We start from the raw sequence: 17,906 nt of genomic DNA on the forward strand, positions 1-17,906 counted from the left end.
CACGGGTGGGGAGGGTTGGGGTGGGGAGGGCGATGCGCTTGTTTTTCTCAGTCCGCAATCGGCACGATCTCCTTGCCGTAGGGGAAGAAGGCCAGCCCGGCCAGCTTGATGTGCTGCAGGGCGAAGGGGAGGCCGATGAGGGTGAGGGCGCACAGCACCGCCGAAACCAGGTGTCCCAGCGCCAGCCACCAACCGAACAGGATGGCCCAGATCAGATTGCCCAGGGCGCTGATACCGCCGCCCAGCGTGCCCGCCGGTTTGTCGGCCACTTTGCGACCGAAGGGCCAGAAGCTGAAGGCGCCGATGCGAAACGCGGCAATCGCCCAGGGAATGCCGATGAGGGTGAGGGCGCAGATCAGCGCGGTGAACCACCAGGCCAGGCCCATGACGAAGCCACCGAGTATGAACCACAGGATGTTGCCGATCAGTCGCATGTCTGTCTTTCGATGATGAAACAAGTGCATTCTGCGTGAAGCGCGCCCTTGGCCCGCGGATTGCAATGACAGCGGCAGAAGTCCTGCCGCATGACGGGTCGAGATCAGGTCAAAAGGGGGTTCGCCCCACGATGGCGTCAATCGACCGACGGCAGGACGTGCAAACGTCAGGAAATCGTCGCCGCCATGTCGCCCTCCGCCTTGCCCGATCCGCTGAGTTGGACTGAACTGCTGCGCGTGTTCGGCGGCCTGGTCGTGGTCATCGTCGTGCTGGTGGCCGCGCTGTGGCTGCTCAAGCGTTTTCAGACCGGGCTGCGCACGCCCGGCGGGCCGATGCGGGTGCTCGCCACGCTGAGCCTGGCGCCGCGTGAGCGTCTGCTGCTGGTGCAGGTGGGAGAACAGCAACTGCTGCTGGGATCGAGCGCGCAGGGCTTGAACTGTCTGCATGTGCTGAGTACGCCCGTGGAATTGCAGCCGCCATCCGCCGGGCAGGGTCTGGTCGCCGCGCTGCCGCCGAGCTTCCCCGACTGGCTGCGGCGCGCCGTCGAACAGCGCGGGAAGGCCAGGCCATGATCCGCTCCACCTTGCGGTCTGCGTTGCGCTGGCTGCCGCGCGGTCTGGCGGCCGCCTTGCTGCTCGTGCCGCTGTGGGCGAGCGCGCAGGTGTTGCCCGCCTTTACCTCTACACCCGCAGCGGGAGGCGGCACCGAATACAGCTTGAGCGTGCAGACCCTGCTGTTCATGACCGCGCTGGTGTTCCTGCCGGCCATGCTGCTGATGATGACGGCGTTCACCCGCATCGTCATCGTGCTGTCGCTGCTCAAGCAGGCGCTGGGCACGACCACGGTGCCGCCCAGCCAGGTGATCATCGGGCTGTCGCTGTTTCTCACCTTTTTCGTCATGAGTCCGGTGCTCAATCAGGTGAATGACGTGGCGATCAAGCCGCTGATGGACAACCAGATCACCATGCAGCAGGCCTTGCAGGCCGGCAGCGCGCCGCTGCGCAGCTTCATGCTCGGCCAGACGCGGCAGGAAGACCTGGCGCTGTTCGTCAAGCTCTCGGGCCACCAGGCGCTGGACAAGCCCGCCGACACGCCGATGACCCTGCTGATCCCGGCCTTCGTCACCTCGGAGCTGAAGACCGCCTTCCAGATCGGCTTCGTCATCTTCATCCCGTTTCTGATCATCGACATGGTGGTGGCCGCGGTGCTGATGTCGATGGGCATGATGATGCTGTCGCCCGTCACCGTGTCGTTTCCGCTCAAGCTCATGCTGTTCGTGCTGGTGGGCGGGTGGGAACTGGTGATCGGCTCGCTGATGCAGAGCTTTGTTCATTGAAAAGGCCAAGAGATGACGCCCGAATCGATTACCACCCTCGCCCAGCAAGCCCTGTGGGTGACGTTTCTCGTGGCGCTGCCGCTGCTGGGGGTGGCGCTGGTCGTCGGTCTGGTGGTGAGTCTGATCCAGGCAGCGACCCAGCTCAATGAAATGACCCTGAGCTTCGTGCCCAAGGTGCTGGCCATGGGGCTGGCCGGGGTGCTGGCCGGGCCGTGGATGCTGCATGTGATGATGGACTTCACCATCCGTCTGTTCCAGAGCATTCCGCATCTGCTCAACGGCGGCTGATCGCGCTTGCAAGGTCATGATTCATTTCACCAGCACCCAGATCGAGACATGGATCGGCGCGTTTTTCTGGCCCTTCGTGCGGGTGCTGGCCATGCTGTCGCTGGCGCCGGTATTCAGCATGGGCAGCCTGCCCACGCTGGCGCGCGTCGGTCTGGCGGCGCTCATCGCGGTGGCCATCGCGCCAGCCTTGCCCGCCATGCCGCCGGTGCAGTTCGGCACCGCCACGGCGTGGATGCTGTTGCTGCAGCAGATGCTCATCGGCGGGGCCATCGGCCTGGCGATGACCCTGATCCTGAGCGCGGTGATGTTTGCCGGCAGCGTGGTCGGCCTGCAGATGGGCATGGGCTTCGCCTCGCTGTTCGACCCGGTGCAGGGCGTGCAGGTCACCAGTCTGGCGAGTTTTCTCAATATGGTCACGCTGCTGCTGTTCCTGGCGGTCAACGGCCACCTCATCCTGCTGGCCGTGATTGCGCGCAGTTTCACCCTGCTGCCGGTCGCCCCCAATCTGGGGTTGGCCGCGCAGACCTGGCTGGCGCTGGCGCAGCAGGGCGGAAGCGCGATTTTCAGCCTGGGGCTGGCGCTGGCCGCGCCGGTGATCGGGGTGCTGCTCATCGCCAACCTGGGGCTGGGCGTGCTGACCAAGCTGGCGCCGCAGCTCAATCTGTTCGCCGTGGGCTTTCCGCTGTTTTTCATCCTGGGCTTTCTGGCGCTGTATCTGGTCATGCCGGTGATGCAGAACGTGGTGCAGCATCTGGTCGACGTGGGCCTGAGCCTGTCTGGCCAGGTGTTGCGGCAGGGCGGGGCGCTTTGAGCGCGGGAGCAGGACATGGCCGAAGACAGCGCCCAGGAAAAGGAATTACCCGCCTCGCAAAAGCGCAAGCAGCAGGCGCGCGAGAAGGGGCAGGTGGCGCGCTCGCGCGATCTCACCTCCAGTCTGCTGCTGCTGGGCATGGCGGCGGTGATTTACCTTGCCGGGGGATGGTTCTACGACATGGGGCGCGAACTGCTGCAGACCGGGCTGACCGTTTCGGCGGCCGCTTCTCAAGATTCCACAGCCATGCTGCAGGCCGCAGGCCGTGTATTGGTGCTCGGGGCTTTCGTGCTGGCGCCGGTGCTGTTGTTGACCTTCGTGGCCAGCGCGGCCGGCGGCGTGGCGCTGGGCGGCTGGGTGTTCAGCACCGAGGCGCTGGTGCCGGATTTCAGCCGCCTCGATCCGGTCAAGGGCATCGGCCGCCTGTTTTCCCTCACCGGCCTGGGTGAGCTGGCCAAGGCGCTGCTCAAGGCCGTGGTGATTGCGGTGATTGGCGGCATGGTGCTGTGGAACGAGCGCGGCGCGCTGCTCGGTCTGCTGCAGGTGGAGCCCCAACTGGCGCAGACGCAACTCGGCCAGATCACCGCGCGCGCCTTTCTGTGGATGGCCTCGGGCACGCTGCTGGTGGCCGCAGTCGACGTGCCGTGGCAGTTGTTCCAGATGAACAAGCAGCTCAAGATGAGCCGCCAGGATATGCAGGACGAAATGCGAGAAAGCGAAGGCAATCCGCAGATCAAGCAGAAGATGCGCGAGCTGCAGCGCGAACGCGCGCGCAAGCGCATGATGGCCGCGGTGCCCAAGGCCGATGTGGTGGTGACCAACCCGACGCACTACGCGGTGGCGCTGGCCTACAAGGAGGGCAGGAACCGCGCCCCGGTGGTGCTGGCGCTGGGCGCCGACCTGGTGGCTGCGCGCATTCGCGAAATCGCCGCCGAGCATGGCGTGCCCGTGGTCGAGGCGCCGCCGCTGGCGCGCGCGCTGTTCCACCATGCCGAACTGGAGCAGGAGATACCGGTGGCGCTGTACAACGCCGTGGCGCTGCTGCTGGCCTATGTATTTCAGTTGCGCGCTGCGCCGCAAATGGTGGTTGAACCGATCGACTGGGAAATTCCCGCCGACTTTGCCGTGAACGAGTAAACCGAGATGGCGACTTCTTCTTCCGCATCGACCCTGACCGCCTGGCGCAGCCTGCTGCAGCGCATGGACTGGCGCCTGCTTGCCGCGCCGATTCTGGTGGTGCTCATCCTGATGATGCTGGTGGTGCCGCTGCCGACCTTCGTGCTCGACATGCTGTTCACCTTCAACATCGTGTTGTCGCTGATCATCATGCTGGTCACGCTGTATCTCACCCGGCCGCTGGACTTTGCCGCCTTTCCCACCGCGCTGCTGTTCACCACCCTGCTGCGGCTGTCGCTCAACGTGGCGGCGGCGCGGGTCATTCTGCTGCATGGGCAGAACGGCGAGGGCGCCGCCGGCGCGGTGATCGAATCGTTCGGCAAGTTCGTCGTCGGCGGCAATTACGCCGTGGGCATCATCGTGTTCGCCATTCTGGTGGTCATCAACTTCGTCGTCATCACCAAGGGCGCGGGGCGCATCGCCGAAGTGAGCGCGCGCTTCACCCTCGACGCCATGCCGGGCAAGCAGATGGCCATCGACGCCGACCTCAACGCCGGCCTGATCGACCAGGAAGAAGCGCGCAGGCGCCGCACAGAGGTGGCGACAGAGGCCGACTTCTACGGCGCGATGGACGGCGCGAGCAAATTCGTGCGCGGCGACGCGGTGGCGGCCATTCTCATCCTGTTCATCAACCTGATCGGCGGCCTGGTCATCGGCGTGTTCATGCACGGCCTGAGCCTGGGCGATGCCGCGCACAACTACACCCTGCTGTCCATCGGCGATGCGCTGGTGTCGCAGATACCGGCGCTGGTGATCTCGATGGCTGCGGGCATCGTCATCAGCAATGTGTCCACCGGCCAGGACGTGGGGCGGCAACTGCTCGGGCAGTTGTTCAATCAGCCGCGCGTGCTCGGCATCACGGCCGGCATTCTGGGGCTGGTCGGGCTGGTGCCGGGCATGCCGCACTTGGCGTTTCTCGGCGCGGCGGCGGTGCTCGGCGGCGTGCTCTGGTGGCAGCTCAAAAGGCAGAAGCAGGCCGCCGCACAGGCGCAGGCCGCGCCCGAGGTCGCGGCGCCCGCCGAGCCCGAAGAGGTGAGCTGGGAGCAGATCGAGCCGGTGGACACCCTCTCGCTCGACGTGGGCTACCGCCTCATTCCGCTGGTCGACCGCAACCAGGGCGGCGAGCTGCTCGGGCGCATCCGCGGGGTGCGCAAGAAGTTCGCGCAGGAGATGGGCTTTCTCGTCGCCTCGGTGCATATCCGCGACAACCTCGAACTGCGGCCCGGCGGCTATCGCATCGCGCTCAAGGGGGTGGACGTGGGCAGCGGCGAAATCTTTCCCGACCTGCTCCTGGCCATCAACCCCGGGCAGGTGATGGGCGAGTTGCAGGGCACGCCGACCAAGGATCCGGCCTTCGGCCTGCCCGCGGTGTGGATCGACAAGGAACAGCGCGACCGCGCGCAGGCGCTGGGCTACACGGTAGTCGATCCCAGCACGGTGCTGGCCACGCATTTGCACCACCTGCTGCAGACCCACGCCGCCGAACTGCTGGGGCGCGAGGAAGTCGAAGGCCTGCTGGCGCACCTGTCCAAGCGTTCGCCCAAGCTGGTCGAAGACCTGGTGCCCAAGCTCATTTCCGCCGACCGGCTGCGCAAGGTGCTGCAGAACCTGCTGAGCGAGGGCGTGCCCATCCGCGATATGCGCACCATCGCCGAAGTGCTGGCCGAGCACGGCGCGCAGGTGAGCGACACCGATGAGCTCACCGCCCGCGTGCGGCTGGCGCTGGGGGCTTTCATCGTGCAGAGCCTGTCGCCGAACGGTCAGGAACTCTCCGCCGCGGTGCTCGACGGCCAGTTGGAACAGATTCTGCTTTCCAGCCTGCGCGCCGACCCACAGCAACCTTCGGTCGAACCCGGTCTGGCGCAGCGCCTGATGGACCGGGCGCGCGATCTGATGCAGCGCATGGAAGCGCAGGGCGCCACCGCCGTGCTGGTGGTGAGCGCACCGCTGCGGCAGTTTCTCGCCCGGTTGCTGGCGCGCAGCGCGCCGCGGCTGCGCGTGCTGTCCTATGCTGAAATTCCCGACCAGAAGCAGGTCAGAATCACCGCCACGCTGGGGGCGTAATGCTGGAGTGTGAATCGTGAAAATCAAACGCTATACCGGAACCAATACCCGCGAGGTGCTCACCCGCATCCGCAACGATCTCGGCGCCGATGCGGTGATCCTGTCGAATCGGGAAATCGTCGGCGGCGTCGAATTGATGGCGGCGGTGGACTTCGACGCCAGCCGGTTTCCGTCGGAGGAGCAGGAGGCCGAGGCGGCGGCGCAGGTCGCGGCTGCGGCGGTGACGGCGCAGTCCACGGCTCCCCACCCCAACCCTCCCCACAAGTGGGGAGGGGGCGAACCGCGTTCTGCGCAGGTCAACCCCTCCCCCACGCGTGGGGGAGGCTGGGAGGGGGAGGGCCGCGCTCCTCAGAAACCTTCCGACGACCTGCCCTTGCCCGCCGTGGCGCGCGTCGCCGCGCTGAACGCACCGATCACCCTGGAACAGAAGGACGCCGCCGCGCTGGCCGCCGCGCCGACGCTTGCCGCGCAGCCTGTCGGCCGCGCTGCGGATTCGCCCCCGTCCGGGCCCGATCGCCACGCCGAACCGAAGGACGAGCTCGGCGCCATGCGGCACGAACTGCAGGACCTGCGGCAGTGGATCGAGTCGCAGATGTCGGGTCTGGCCGACGCCGGGCCGCTGACCCCCGTGGGCGAGCAGTTGCAGGCCTTGGGTTTCTCGACCGCGCGGGCGCGGCAGCTCGGCAGCCAGGCGCTGAACCTGCGCGGCGCGCTGGCCGCGTATCTGGGCAAGGGACTGCAGGTGGCGGCCGATCCGGTGTCGGCTGCGGGCATCTACGCCCTGGTTGGTCCCACCGGCGCGGGCAAGACCACGACGATTGCCAAGCTCGCCGCGCGCCTGGTGCTGCGTCACGGCACGGCGGCGGTGGCGCTCATCACCACCGACACCTACCGCATCGGCGGCGTGGAGCAGCTCAAGATTTACGGCCGCATCCTCGGCGTGCCGGTGGCCGTCGCCCGCGACGGCGAGGAATTGCAGCAACACCTGCGCGACTTCGCCGACCGGCGCTATGTGCTGATCGACAGCATCGGCCTGAGCCCGCGCGACGTGCGCATGGCCGAGCAGATGCAGTGGCTGCAGGCGCTGGGCGACAGCGTCACCCGCCTGCTGGTGGTCGGCGCCGGGCTGGCGCCTTCGGCCTATGCCGAACTCTGGGCGCTGTACCGCCGACTGCCGGTGACTGCTGCCGTTCTCACCAAGCTCGACGAAAGCCCGAGCTTCGGCGCAGCGCTGCAATGGCTGGTGGAGAGCAGCGTGCCGCTGTGGTTCTACACCGACGGCCAGCGCGTGCCCGAAGACCTGCATGTGCCCTCGCTGGCTAAGATCACGGCTTTGCTCGAACACGACCCCGTGACCCGTTTCGACTCCGCCCCCGCCCTCGCTGCCGTCCCGGCCGCTGCGACGGCCGCCCGCTGCGCTTGACCCGACAGAAAGACGCCATCATGGATCAAGCCGAAGGACTGCGCCGCCTGCAGCGCCCCCCGACCAAGGTCATCACCGTCGCCAGCGGGAAGGGCGGGGTGGGCAAGACCAATGTGGTCGCCAATCTGGCCATCACCCTGGCGCGCGGCGGCCAGCGGGTGATGGTGTTCGACGCCGATCTGGGGCTGGGCAATATCGACATCCTGCTCGGCCTGACGCCGCGCCACAACATCAGCCATGTGCTGTCGGGCGAGAAGCAGCTCGGCGACGTGCTGGTGCGCGGGCCGCGAGACATTCTGGTGCTGCCCGCCTCCAGCGGCGTGGCCGGGATGGCGTCGCTCGACGTCGCCACGCAGTCGCGGCTGATCGACGCGGTCAGCAGCCTGGACATCCCGCTCGACTACCTGCTGGTCGACTGCGCCGCCGGCATCGCGGGCGATGTGCTCACCTTCAGCCGCGCCGCGCAGGACCTCATCGTGGTGCTGAACAACGAGCCCGCCTCGGTGGCCGATGCCTACGCGCTCATCAAGGTGCTGAGCAAGCAGTACGGCCTCAAGCGCTTTCACCTGCTGCCCAACATGGTGCGCGATGCGCGCGAGGGGCAGGCGCTGTTTTCCAAGATCGCCGGCGTGGCCGACCGCTATCTCGACGTCTCGCTCGACCTGCTGGGCAGCATTCCGCTGGACGCGGCGCTGCGCGCAGCCGTGCGCAGCCAGCGCGCCGTGGTCGAATCGGCGCCGCAAAGCGCGTCGGCCGTCGCCTTTGCCGCGCTGGCCGCGCGGGTGAAAAACTGGCCGCTGCCGCACGGGCCGAGCGGGCGCATCGAATTCTTCATGCAGCAGTGGCTGCGGGCAGAGCAGGCCGCCTGACGCGCTGTACCCAGGACATGGCTTTCGATCGGATGAAACCCGGCCTCTACCCCGCCCCCGAAACCCGCGAGCAGCGCCTTGCCAGGCATCTGCCCATGGTGCGGCGCATCGCGGGACAGATGGCGGCGCAACTGCCGGCCTCGATCGATTTCTCCGACCTGGAACAGGCCGGCATGATGGGGCTGTGGGATGCCATCGACCGCGGCGAGATGCAGTCGCCCGCGCAATTCGCCACCTACGCGGCCATCCGCATCCGCGGCGCGATCTACGACGAATTGCGCCGGCTCGACTGGCTGCCGCGCCGCAGCCGCGCCAAGGAGCGCCAGATCGAGCGCGCCGAAGCCTTGCTCACCCAGCGCCTGGGCCGCCATCCCGAAGACGGCGAGCTCGCCGCGCACCTGGGCTGGGATCTGGCCGAGTATTACGACGCGCTGGCCGAGACCAGCATGCAACTGGTCTACCTCGAAGACCTCACGCACGACGACGGCGGCGATTACGCCGACCGCCAGGCCGACGAAGCCAGCCTGCTGCCCGAGGAACTGCTGCAGGACGCCGAGCTGGAGCGCGATCTGCAGGCCGCCATTGCCGATCTGCCCGAGCGCGAGAAGCTGGCGCTGTCGCTGTATTACCAGGAAGACCTGCAGCTCAAGGACATCGGGCGGGTGCTCGAAGTGAGCGAGTCGCGGGTCAGCCAGCTCATGAAACAGGCGGTCATGCGGCTGCGCGCGCGGCTGCGGGCGCACCACCGGCCCGCAGCCGGGGCGAGCCGCCGTGCGACGCCCTGACAAGCCCAACGGACAAGCCATACAGCGACGGGGAAATTCATGGATATTCTGAGCGTTATCGGCATCGTGGTCGCGGTGGGCGCCATCCTGCTGGGACAGTTGCTCGAAGGCGGCCATGTCAGCTCCATCATCCAGGGCACGGCCTTTCTCATCGTGATCGGCGGCACCACGGGCGCGGTCATGCTGCAGTATCCGCTCAAGGTGTTCATCCAATCGCTCAAGATTCTGCCGTGGATCGTGCTGCCGCCCAAGGGCGATCCGCAGGCGGCGATCCGGCAAATCCTCGAATGGAGCGACACGGCGCGCAAGAACGGCCTGCTGTCGCTGGAGGCCACGGTGGATTCGGTGCCCGATCCGTTCGTGAAAAAAGGTCTGCAGATGCTGGTGGACGGCACCGACCCGGAAAAAATCCGCTCCACCCTGGAGCAGGAAATCGGCGCCATCGAGCATCACGACACCCAGGCCGCGAAGGTGTACGAATCATCCGGCGGCTACGCCCCGACGGTGGGCATTCTGGGCGCGGTGCTCGGCCTGATTCACGTCATGGAAAACCTGGCCGATCCGAGCAAGCTCGGCGGCGGCATTGCCGTGGCCTTCGTCGCCACGGTGTACGGCGTGGGCTCGGCCAACCTGTTTTTTCTGCCGGTGGCCAACAAGCTCAAGTCCATCGTGCACAATCGTGCCTTGTTGCAGGAAATGCAGGTGGCCGGCCTGGTGGCGATTGCCGAGGGCGAGAACCCCCGCATCATCGAAGGTCGGCTGCAGAGCTACTTCGCGCACTGAGGGAAATGCCGAACGAATCCCCCTCCCAGCCTCCCCCACGAGGTGGGGGAGGAGTGTTCTCTCCCTCCCCACTCGTGGGGGTGGAGGCGGAAAAGGCAAAGCCAACTGCTTGGCTTTGCCCCGCCGCAACGGGGCTGGCTTGCAAGCCAGCCCTTGGACGGGTTGGGGTGGGCGTCTCCCCCTCCCAGCCTCCCCCACGGCGTGGGGGAGGAGTGTTCTCTCCCTCCCCACTCGTGGGGAGGGTTGGGGTGGGGAGTCTTGAGGCGGGTTGGCTCGATCTGCATCCGGCACAGTCTGGCAGGAGGTGAAGATGATTGATGCGACGATCAACCCGGTGGGCCCCTACGATCCGGTTCCGCGCCTGCCCGACGGCGGTGGGCGGGGGCGGCGCGACTCCCCTGGTGGGCGTCAGCCCTCTGCCAGTCGCCCTTCCTCCGGCTCGGCGCCTGCCGCAACACCAGAAACGCAGCCGGCCCAAGCGCCCGATCCCGATGCCACCCGCGGGCGACACATCGACGACCGTGCTTAAGAAGGTGTGAACAAATCCGCCATGTCCGCTCATCGCGCTCAAACACCCCTGCTCGGCGTTGCAAATGCGCGCCGTGCCGACGGGCACGGCTGTGCTTTGCGCCTTGATCGGGGGCGTTTGGACGCGCTGCTCGGCCACGCCGGATTCATTCACACCCTCTGACCTTCTTCCATTGCCGCTGCCGACATCATGACCCTGATCCTTCTGGTTTTCGCTGCGCTGATCGTGGCGCTGCAGATCGCGCTGACCCTCACCCTCAAGCGCCTGCTCGACCTGCTGGCGGCCACGCGCGATCAGGTTCACGGTCTGCAACTGCGCATCCAGACCCTGGAGCACGAACGCGACGCCGCCAGACCGCCCCCTTCGGCGTTGTTCACCCTGCCGGTGCGCGCAGAAGCCGCCCCTGCGCCTGCTGCTCAACCGCCGCTGACCGAACACCCCTCCGCACCGGCGCCTGAACAGGCCGAGCCCGCCGATCTGCCCGTGCTGCACGAACCGCCCGCCATGCCGTCTGCAGAGGCCGTCGGCGAGCAGGTGCGCGCGCTGGCGCGTCAGGGCCTGCCGGTGCGCGAGATTGCCGAGCGCTGCGGTTTGAGCGAGGCCGAGGCCGAGCTCATCATCCACCTGCGGCAGGAGCCCGTTTGAAGCCCGTTTGAACGCTCGTCGAGACCCGTTTGAAACCATGAACCCGGCGCAAATCCTCAGCGGCGCTGCCTCGGTCAACCCCGCAGGGAGTGCAGGCGCGGCACGTGCCGAACCGACCGCGTTTGCCGCCGCGCCGGGCACAACCTTCGAGGCCGAGGTGGTGCAGGTGCAGACCGCGCAGCCCGGTGCAGCAAGCCTGACGGCTGCCGCCGATGGACGGCTGCAAACCCAGGTGCTGCTGCGGCTGGGCAATGCCTTGGTCAGCGCGACCCTGCCCGGCGCCGCGCCGCAGCCGGGCGCGCGCCTGCCGCTCATTTACCTCGGATCGCGGAACGGCCAGCCGCAGTTTCTGCTTGCGCCACAGCAGGCGGCGCAGACGTCCGCGCAGTCGCAGTTGTCGGGTCCGGGGCAGTTGCTCGGTCTGCTGCAACAGATGCAGGCAACCGCAAGCGCCTCGTCCGCGAATCCCGGCGTCGCGGGCGCCGACGCCCGCGCCGCAACGTCTGCGGCCACGCCGGTCTGGCCCAATCCCGCCCAGCCGCTCCAGCAGGCCGCGCAACAGCTTGCCAGCGCGCTGCAGCAAAGCGGGTTGTTCTACGAAAGCCATCTGGGCGCCTGGGCACAGGGGCAGCAGCCGCTGTCGGCCTTGCTGACGCAGCCGCAGGGCAGGCTCTCGCCCCTGCTGCAAACCGCAGCCCAAACCGCCGCCACGCCGCAGACCGCAGCGGCCACTGCCGATGCGGCGGCGCGTGGCCCCGGCCCCGGGCACGGTGCCCAGCCGGGCACGGCGCCGACCGGCGCGGCAGCCGCGACTTTGATGACAACGCCCCCCGCCGAGGCCGCAACCGCCGTGCGCCATGCGGCGCTGGCGGCCTACAACGCGGTGCAGACCGGGCCACAGGCGGCGAGCGATCCGGCCACACTGGCCGCGCGCCTGCCCGCCGAACTGCATGGCGTGGTGCAGCAACAGTTGCAGACCCTGATGCAGGGGCAGATCGTCTGGGAGGGGCTGTTGTGGCCGGGTCAGAGCGCGCGCTGGAGCCTGCGGCCCGACCCCGAAGGCCACGCGACACCAGGCCCCGTCGCCGAGCGCGCATGGAGCACCCAGGTCGAACTCGAACTGCCGCAGCTCGGCCCGGTGCAGGCCCGGTTGCGGCTCAATGGCAACCGGCTCGATCTGTGGTTGCGGCGCAGCCCGCAGGCGCAGCAGCGCATCGACGCCGCGCTGCCGCAGTTGCGCGCGGCGCTGCAATCGGCCGGGCTGGAGGTCGGCCGGGTGCAGCTTGGCCAGACTGGCGCTGGAGAGCCCACTTGAGCGCCGAACAGACTCCCAAGGTGCCCCGTCCCGCCGCGTTGCCGCAGGCCGTGGCGCTGCGCTACGACGCCGACGCCGCCGGGGCGCCGCAAGTCGTCGCCAAGGGCCAGGGGTGGGTGGCCGAAGCCATCATCGATCGGGCAAAGGAGGCGGGGGTGTATGTGCACGAATCGCCGCAACTGGTGCAGCTCCTCATGGCGGTCGACCTCGACAGCCAGATTCCCCCGGCGCTCTACACCGCCGTGGCCGAGCTGCTCGCCTGGCTATGGCGGCTGGAGGCCGGGGCCGGGGCGAATGAGTCCCCCCCATTATTGGAGCCGCCGTCTTTACATTTGCCTTGATCCGCCTGCAATACGATTGCGGTCAAACTCTCTTCGTCCTCCTGTTCATGTCGACCATCGCCGATCAGGCGCGCGCCACCCTCAAGCGCTTGCTCGAACTCAATCTGCCCCCCACCCCGGACAATTACCGCCGCGTTTTCGACAGTCTGCACCGCGGCGAGGCGTCCCCGTCCCTGCAGCCGCCAACCCCGGATTGGGGCCGTGTGCTGCCGCGGCTGCTCGAACAATGGGAGCGCTCGCAAAGCGGGCTGTCGCAATTGCACAAGCGCCAGCAGATCGAACACCTCGCCGCCCTGCCCACGCCGCAGGCGCAGTGGCGCGAGCTGGAGCAACTGCTCGATCGCTGGAGCGCGCTGCCCGCTCGCAGTGGCAGTCGAAGCGGCTCCGCCCCCATCGAAATCCGCGATACCGAAACGCCAATTGATGGCAACGCGTGGCGCGAACTCTGGTTGCAGACCCTCAAATTCGGCGTGCAGCCGTTTTGCGCGCAAGGCCCCGCGCAACGCCTGCTGCACGGGCTGATGGCGGCGGCGCAAACCGACGCGCAGGCCACCGACCTGAGCCAGCGGGCGCGTGAAGTCTGGCTCGCCATCGACCGGGAGCAAACCACCGAGGACGCGGTGCGCGACGGTCTGGCCGATCTGGTGCGACTGTTGCTGGAACATCTCGGCGATCTGGCGCCGCAGGCCTGGGTCGGGGTGCAGGCCGCGGCCATCCGCGAGGAATTGCAGCCGCCGCTCGCACCCGAGCGCATCGAGCAGGCGCAGAACGCCGTGCGCGATCTGCTGGTGCGCCACAGCGTGCTGCGCAAGAGCGAGGAAGACGCGCACCACACCGCCAAGGCGCTGATCGACCTGCTGGTGCGCAAGCTGGGCGATTACGCTGCAGAGGGCGGCGAATACAACGCGCGCATGGAGGATCGCCTGGAAAAGCTGCAGCACAGCCAGGAATGGAACGAAATCCGCGTGCTGGTGCAGGAGGTGCTCGACGACAGCCGCCATATGCAGCAGCGCAGCGGCGAGCTTGGCGTGCATCTGGCCGAGGCGCAGCGGCAGGCGCAGGCGGCGCAGGAACGCATCCGCTCGCTCGAAGGCGAACTGGAGCAGGTCAGCCAGCAATTGCAGGAAGACCCGCTCACCGGCGCGCTCAACCGCCGCGGGCTGGACGCCGAGTTCAGCCGCATGCAAGCGCGCCTGGCGCGCCAGGGGCAGCCGCTCACCGTGGCGCTGCTCGACCTCGATCACTTCAAGGCGGTCAACGATACCCACGGCCACGACACCGGCGACGCCGTGCTCAAGGCATTGGTTGCTTTAGCCAAGCGACTGGTGCGGCCGAGCGACCGCGTGGCACGCATGGGCGGCGAGGAATTCATGCTGCTGCTGCCCGACACCCCGGTGCAGCAGTCGCTCGTCGTGGTGCAGCGCTTGCTGCGGGCGTTCAGCGAACAGACCCTGGTGCAGGATGACGCAGGGCGGCGCATTCCCCTGGGCTTCAGCGCCGGGTTGGCCGAGCTGCGTCCGGGCGAAGACTTCGCTGCGGTCTATCAGCGCGTCGACGCCGCGCTGCTGCAGGCCAAGCGGGCCGGACGCAAACGGGTGGAATTTGCGGTGCCGTGCGAAGGCGCCAAGGGCGGCGGCAGCTTGCCCAAGAGCGCATTGCGCTACTTGACGTTGCGAGAGTAAAGGCAGCGCAAGGAATATGACGCCTGCGCCTGTAGGCAGGTGCGCGCCCTTCCCAACCTCCCCCAGCAAGTGGGCGAGGTGAGAACTGCGCCTCGCGTCCCTTTCGGAGGCCCCTGCCGACTTTCCAACAAGTCCGCGAAGGCGCAGATCGGCTCCCTCTCCCTGCGGGAGAGGGTTGGGGTGAGGGTTCGCGCGCCAAGGCGGGAAAAGTGAGAACAGCGCTTCGCGCCTCCTTCGGAGGCCGCTAGGAGTCTGTCGGACTTGAGGATCGCGGGCTGCAAAAGGGCGGTGCGGCGCCCTGCGGCAGCGTCTTTTTGCCCCATAGCTTCGGCTATGGGGCGGCAAACCCGCCGCCGCATGGCATCCACACCGCCCTTTTCGCAAGTGCCGACAACCTCGGCCCCGACGCCGGCCAGGGCCCAGAAGTCGGCACCGTCCGAGCTGGAGCTGCGCGAGACCCGGATACGGGCGCAGATGGAAGCCAAGAGGACGGGACGCCAGGGCAGGAAGGGGCGCGGAGCTTGACGCTTGCGCGGGTGACTGCATTTATCTATGATTGCAGTCATGGAAAGCAAATGAGGAGTTTTGAATCATGGCCATCCTGACGGTAAGGAATGTGCCCGATGACGTGCATCGCGCTTTGCGCGTGCGTGCGGCCCAGCACGGCCGCAGCACGGAAGCGGAGGTGCGTGAGATTCTGGCGGCCGCGGTCAAACCTTCGAGCCGCGTCCGTGTAGGCGACGCCCTGGCCGCCATCGGCCGCAAGATCGCACTGAGCAATGAAGATTTCGCCGTCTTCGAGAGTGTGCGCGACAAGACGCCGGCCGAACCGCTGCGTTTCGACTGAATGATCGTCCTGGATACCAACGTTGTTTCCGAGGCGATGAAGCCGGAGCCAGACACGGCCGTAAGGGACTGGCTGAACGAGCAGGCGGCGGAAACCTTGTATCTGTCGAGCGTGACGCTGGCCGAGTTGCTGTTTGGCATCCGGGCGCTGCCGGCAGGCAAGCGCAAGAACCTGCTCGATCGCGCCCTGAACGAACTGCTGGAACTGTTCAAGGATCGGGTGCTGCCATTCGATACGGATGCAGCGCGCCACTACGCCGACCTGGCCGTGACGGCCAAGAGCGGCGGGCGTGGCTTCCCGACCCCAGATGGCTACATCGCGGCCATTGCCGCATCGCGGGGCTTCATCGTGGCATCGCGCGACACATCGCCCTTTGAAGCGGCCGGCGTGACGGTCATCAACCCTTGGAAGGGTGCATAACGCGCCCCCGTCCATGAACGCCGTAGAAATCGAACAAGCCATCACCGACCTCGCGGAGCAGCCTTTCGACCCCGCAGAGTTCCCCTACGCCTTCCTTGAAGCCTTCGGGAACAAAGCCACGACCATCCAGCGCCTGCGCCTACTAAGGACTTCCCAGACCACTTCGGCTTCTTCCTGCCGCTGGCGGGCATCAGCACCGTCCGCCAGATCAGCGAAAACGCCTTCGACATCCGGGCCACCAGCCGCCTGAACCGGCTGTATGTCGAACTCTTGAAAGACAACCCCGCATGGGGCACGGCGGAGCGCCGTCACGACATGAATCACTTCATGGCGCGGCTGATCTTCTGCTTTTTCGCCGAGGACACCGATATCTTCGTCGGCAAGGGGCGTTTTACCGAAACCGTCGCGCAGATGAGCGCCAGGGACTCATCCAACACGCACGAGGTCATCGCCACGCTCTTTCGCGCCATGAACACCAAGCCCGAGGACCGGGCGGCCGCCAAGATTCCCCGCTGGGCCGAAGACTTCCCCTACGTCAACGGCGCTTTGTTCGCGGGCAGCAGCGAGGTGCCGCGATTCAGCCGGATCGCACGTTCCTATCTGCTGCATGTCGGCGGATTGGACTGGACCAAAATCAACCCGGATATTTTCGGTTCAATGATCCAGGCCATCGCCGAAGACGAGGAACGCGGCGAGCTGGGGATGCACTACACCAGCGTTCCCAACATCCTCAAGGTGCTGAACCCGCTGTTCCTCGATGAGCTGCGCGCGAAGCTTGCCGAAGCGGGCGACAACGCACGCATGCTGCTGAATCTGCGCAAGCGTATGGCGAAGATCAGGGTTTTCGATCCGGCATGCGGCTCCGGCAATTTCCTGGTCATCGCCTACAAGGAGATGCGCGCCATCGAGGCCGAGATCAACAAGCGGCGCGGCGAGCCGGACCGGGCGTCGGATATCCCGCTCACCAACTTTCGCGGCATCGAGCTGCGCGACTTTCCGGCCGAGATCGACCGCCTGGCGCTGATCATTGCCGAGTACCAGTGCGACGTGCTCTATCGCGGGCAGAAGCTGGCCACGGTCGCCCTGGACGGCACCAAGATCCACGCCAACGCCTCGCGCCACAGCGCCCTCTCGCACGGCCACACCCTGCAACTCGAAGTGCAACTCAAGGCCGAAGTGCAAGACCTGCTCGAGCAGGCCGAGAAGTCCGACCAATCCGACCTGCCAGACGGCATCGATCTGCCCGACGAGATCAAGCGCCGGCAAGACCGGCTGGCCGCGATGGAACAAGCCAAAGCCAAGATCGAGGCCCGCGCCCGCGAGCGCTTCGATCGCGAGCAGGCCGACTACCAGGAGAAGCTGGCCAGACGCGAGGCGCGAGAACGGGAAACCGGCAGGAAGCCGGGGGGCAAACCGCCCCAGCCCCCGGTGGCGGGCCCGTGCCCGTCCGACCAGATCAATCTGACGGACGAAGCATCGCGCATTATGAAGGTGGCCGGGGGCGGCTTCGAGCAGTGCTATAACGCCCAGGCTGCGGTGGCCGCCCAGAGCCTGCTGGTCGTGGCCACGGGCCTCACCCAGGCCGGCAACGACATGGAGCAGGTCAAGCCGATGCTCCAAACGATCACCACGCTGCCCGCCCCCCTGGGCCAAGTCACCGACCTGCTCGCGGACACCGGCTTTTGCAGCCAAGGCCATATCACCGCCTGCGAGCAAGCCGGGATCGAGCCCTACATCGCGGTGGCACGGGAAGACCACCACCCGGGCTGGCGTGAACGCTTCGCCGAGCCTGAGCCGCTGGACGCCCACGCCACGCCCCTGCAGAAGATGGCGCATAAACTCAAGACCCGCACGGGCCGCAAGCTGTACGCGCTGCGCAAGCAGACCGTGGAGACGGTGTTTGGCATCATCAAGTCGGTCATGGGATTTCGCCAGTTCCTGCTGCGCGGCTTGGAGCAGGTGAAGGGTGAGTGGACCCTGGACTGCCTGGCGTGGAATCTGAAACGCATGGCCGTGTTGCGCCAGAAATCCTGCGCATTTCAGCGATCGTGGACGCCTGTTTCATTCTGATCGTGGACGGCGTTTCAGGCTGATCGTGGACGCGCCGGGGGTGCGCGCAAGCGATGGGTTTACTGTATCTCAATCGTCCACGATCAG

The 17,906-nt window shown here is 67.0% G+C and carries 17 protein-coding genes and 2 pseudogenes; 18 read left to right on the top strand and 1 reads right to left on the bottom strand.

The genetic code is table 11. From position 1 onward, the window contains the following. Positions 1-47: 47 nt before the first annotated feature. Complete coding sequence (locus RBR52_RS13445) at positions 48-434, bottom strand: YccF domain-containing protein (protein ID WP_320377792.1); 387 nt, start codon at positions 432-434, stop codon at positions 48-50. Between the two features lie 186 nt (positions 435-620). Here RBR52_RS13445 and fliO point away from each other — a divergent pair, with 186 nt between their 5' ends. From fliO to RBR52_RS13535, 18 genes and pseudogenes are all read left to right on the top strand, one after another. Further along, the gene (gene fliO, locus RBR52_RS13450) at positions 621-1,007 is read left to right on the top strand and encodes a flagellar biosynthetic protein FliO (RefSeq protein WP_320377793.1); all 387 of its coding nucleotides are present in this window, start codon (positions 621-623) and stop codon (positions 1,005-1,007) included. Next, complete coding sequence (fliP, locus tag RBR52_RS13455) at positions 1,004-1,771, top strand: flagellar type III secretion system pore protein FliP (protein WP_320377794.1); 768 nt, start codon at positions 1,004-1,006, stop codon at positions 1,769-1,771. Before fliO ends, fliP begins: the two co-directional genes overlap by 4 nt. 12 nt (positions 1,772-1,783) lie before the next feature. Next, entirely contained in the window at positions 1,784-2,059 is a 276-nt protein-coding gene (gene fliQ, locus RBR52_RS13460) for a flagellar biosynthesis protein FliQ (RefSeq protein WP_320377795.1), read from the top strand. A 16-nt stretch (positions 2,060-2,075) separates the two neighbouring features. Further along, positions 2,076-2,870 carry a flagellar biosynthetic protein FliR gene (fliR, locus tag RBR52_RS13465; RefSeq protein WP_320377796.1) on the top strand — a complete coding sequence of 265 codons (795 nt, stop codon included), beginning with the start codon at positions 2,076-2,078 and terminating at the stop codon, positions 2,868-2,870. A 15-nt stretch (positions 2,871-2,885) separates the two neighbouring features. Further along, positions 2,886-4,007, top strand: a complete 1,122-nt coding sequence (flhB, locus tag RBR52_RS13470) for a flagellar biosynthesis protein FlhB (RefSeq protein ID WP_320377797.1) — start codon at positions 2,886-2,888, stop codon at positions 4,005-4,007. Between the two features lie 6 nt (positions 4,008-4,013). Beyond that, positions 4,014-6,110, top strand: coding sequence for a flagellar biosynthesis protein FlhA (gene flhA, locus RBR52_RS13475; RefSeq protein ID WP_413818331.1), 2,097 nt, complete (start codon positions 4,014-4,016; stop codon positions 6,108-6,110). A gap of 16 nt (positions 6,111-6,126) precedes the next feature. Further along, entirely contained in the window at positions 6,127-7,533 is a 1,407-nt protein-coding gene (gene flhF, locus RBR52_RS13480) for a flagellar biosynthesis protein FlhF (RefSeq protein WP_320377798.1), read from the top strand. A 20-nt stretch (positions 7,534-7,553) separates the two neighbouring features. Further along, positions 7,554-8,402, top strand: a complete 849-nt coding sequence (locus RBR52_RS13485) for a MinD/ParA family protein (protein ID WP_320377799.1) — start codon at positions 7,554-7,556, stop codon at positions 8,400-8,402. A gap of 32 nt (positions 8,403-8,434) precedes the next feature. Further along, positions 8,435-9,187 carry a FliA/WhiG family RNA polymerase sigma factor gene (locus RBR52_RS13490; protein WP_320377800.1) on the top strand — a complete coding sequence of 251 codons (753 nt, stop codon included), beginning with the start codon at positions 8,435-8,437 and terminating at the stop codon, positions 9,185-9,187. Positions 9,188-9,226: 39 nt separating this feature from the next. Then, positions 9,227-9,970, top strand: coding sequence for a flagellar motor protein (locus RBR52_RS13495; protein ID WP_320377801.1), 744 nt, complete (start codon positions 9,227-9,229; stop codon positions 9,968-9,970). Between the two features lie 718 nt (positions 9,971-10,688). Further along, entirely contained in the window at positions 10,689-11,144 is a 456-nt protein-coding gene (locus RBR52_RS13500) for a DUF2802 domain-containing protein (protein ID WP_320377802.1), read from the top strand. Positions 11,145-11,181: 37 nt separating this feature from the next. Next, the gene (locus RBR52_RS13505) at positions 11,182-12,459 is read left to right on the top strand and encodes a flagellar hook-length control protein FliK (protein ID WP_320377803.1); all 1,278 of its coding nucleotides are present in this window, start codon (positions 11,182-11,184) and stop codon (positions 12,457-12,459) included. Further along, positions 12,456-12,800 carry an EscU/YscU/HrcU family type III secretion system export apparatus switch protein gene (locus RBR52_RS13510; protein ID WP_320377804.1) on the top strand — a complete coding sequence of 115 codons (345 nt, stop codon included), beginning with the start codon at positions 12,456-12,458 and terminating at the stop codon, positions 12,798-12,800. The genes RBR52_RS13505 and RBR52_RS13510 overlap by 4 nt, the downstream gene beginning before the upstream one ends. A gap of 47 nt (positions 12,801-12,847) precedes the next feature. Next, complete coding sequence (locus RBR52_RS13515) at positions 12,848-14,482, top strand: GGDEF domain-containing protein (RefSeq protein ID WP_320377805.1); 1,635 nt, start codon at positions 12,848-12,850, stop codon at positions 14,480-14,482. Between the two features lie 592 nt (positions 14,483-15,074). Further along, positions 15,075-15,329 (top strand): FitA-like ribbon-helix-helix domain-containing protein, encoded by a 255-nt coding sequence (locus RBR52_RS13520; RefSeq protein ID WP_320377806.1) that lies wholly within the window; start codon positions 15,075-15,077, stop codon positions 15,327-15,329. Then, on the top strand, positions 15,330-15,749 hold the full coding sequence (locus RBR52_RS13525; RefSeq protein WP_320377807.1) for a type II toxin-antitoxin system VapC family toxin: 420 nt from the start codon (positions 15,330-15,332) through the stop codon (positions 15,747-15,749). A 13-nt stretch (positions 15,750-15,762) separates the two neighbouring features. Beyond that, a pseudogene (locus RBR52_RS13530) lies at positions 15,763-16,823 on the top strand (DNA methyltransferase); the annotation flags it as partial. Next, positions 16,815-17,819 (top strand): annotated as a pseudogene (locus RBR52_RS13535) (transposase); the annotation flags it as partial. The pseudogenes RBR52_RS13530 and RBR52_RS13535, both read left to right, overlap by 9 nt. Between the last annotated feature and the right edge of the window lie 87 nt (positions 17,820-17,906).

This window comes from Thiomonas sp. (genome assembly GCF_034007205.1).
Taxonomy (GTDB): domain Bacteria; phylum Pseudomonadota; class Gammaproteobacteria; order Burkholderiales; family Burkholderiaceae_C; genus Thiomonas.

Bases quoted from the DNA above. Each gene is read 5' to 3' on its own strand.
- RBR52_RS13445 (WP_320377792.1), bottom strand. From the start codon at position 434: ATGCGACTGATCGGCAACATCCTGTGGTTCATACTCGGTGGCTTCGTC.
- fliO (WP_320377793.1), top strand. From the start codon at position 621: ATGTCGCCCTCCGCCTTGCCCGATCCGCTGAGTTGGACTGAACTGCTG.
- fliP (WP_320377794.1), top strand. From the start codon at position 1,004: ATGATCCGCTCCACCTTGCGGTCTGCGTTGCGCTGGCTGCCGCGCGGT.
- fliQ (WP_320377795.1), top strand. From the start codon at position 1,784: ATGACGCCCGAATCGATTACCACCCTCGCCCAGCAAGCCCTGTGGGTG.
- fliR (WP_320377796.1), top strand. From the start codon at position 2,076: ATGATTCATTTCACCAGCACCCAGATCGAGACATGGATCGGCGCGTTT.
- flhB (WP_320377797.1), top strand. From the start codon at position 2,886: ATGGCCGAAGACAGCGCCCAGGAAAAGGAATTACCCGCCTCGCAAAAG.
- flhA (WP_413818331.1), top strand. From the start codon at position 4,014: ATGGCGACTTCTTCTTCCGCATCGACCCTGACCGCCTGGCGCAGCCTG.
- RBR52_RS13485 (WP_320377799.1), top strand. From the start codon at position 7,554: ATGGATCAAGCCGAAGGACTGCGCCGCCTGCAGCGCCCCCCGACCAAG.
- RBR52_RS13490 (WP_320377800.1), top strand. From the start codon at position 8,435: ATGAAACCCGGCCTCTACCCCGCCCCCGAAACCCGCGAGCAGCGCCTT.
- RBR52_RS13495 (WP_320377801.1), top strand. From the start codon at position 9,227: ATGGATATTCTGAGCGTTATCGGCATCGTGGTCGCGGTGGGCGCCATC.
- RBR52_RS13500 (WP_320377802.1), top strand. From the start codon at position 10,689: ATGACCCTGATCCTTCTGGTTTTCGCTGCGCTGATCGTGGCGCTGCAG.
- RBR52_RS13505 (WP_320377803.1), top strand. From the start codon at position 11,182: ATGAACCCGGCGCAAATCCTCAGCGGCGCTGCCTCGGTCAACCCCGCA.
- RBR52_RS13515 (WP_320377805.1), top strand. From the start codon at position 12,848: ATGTCGACCATCGCCGATCAGGCGCGCGCCACCCTCAAGCGCTTGCTC.
- RBR52_RS13520 (WP_320377806.1), top strand. From the start codon at position 15,075: ATGGCCATCCTGACGGTAAGGAATGTGCCCGATGACGTGCATCGCGCT.
- RBR52_RS13525 (WP_320377807.1), top strand. From the start codon at position 15,330: ATGATCGTCCTGGATACCAACGTTGTTTCCGAGGCGATGAAGCCGGAG.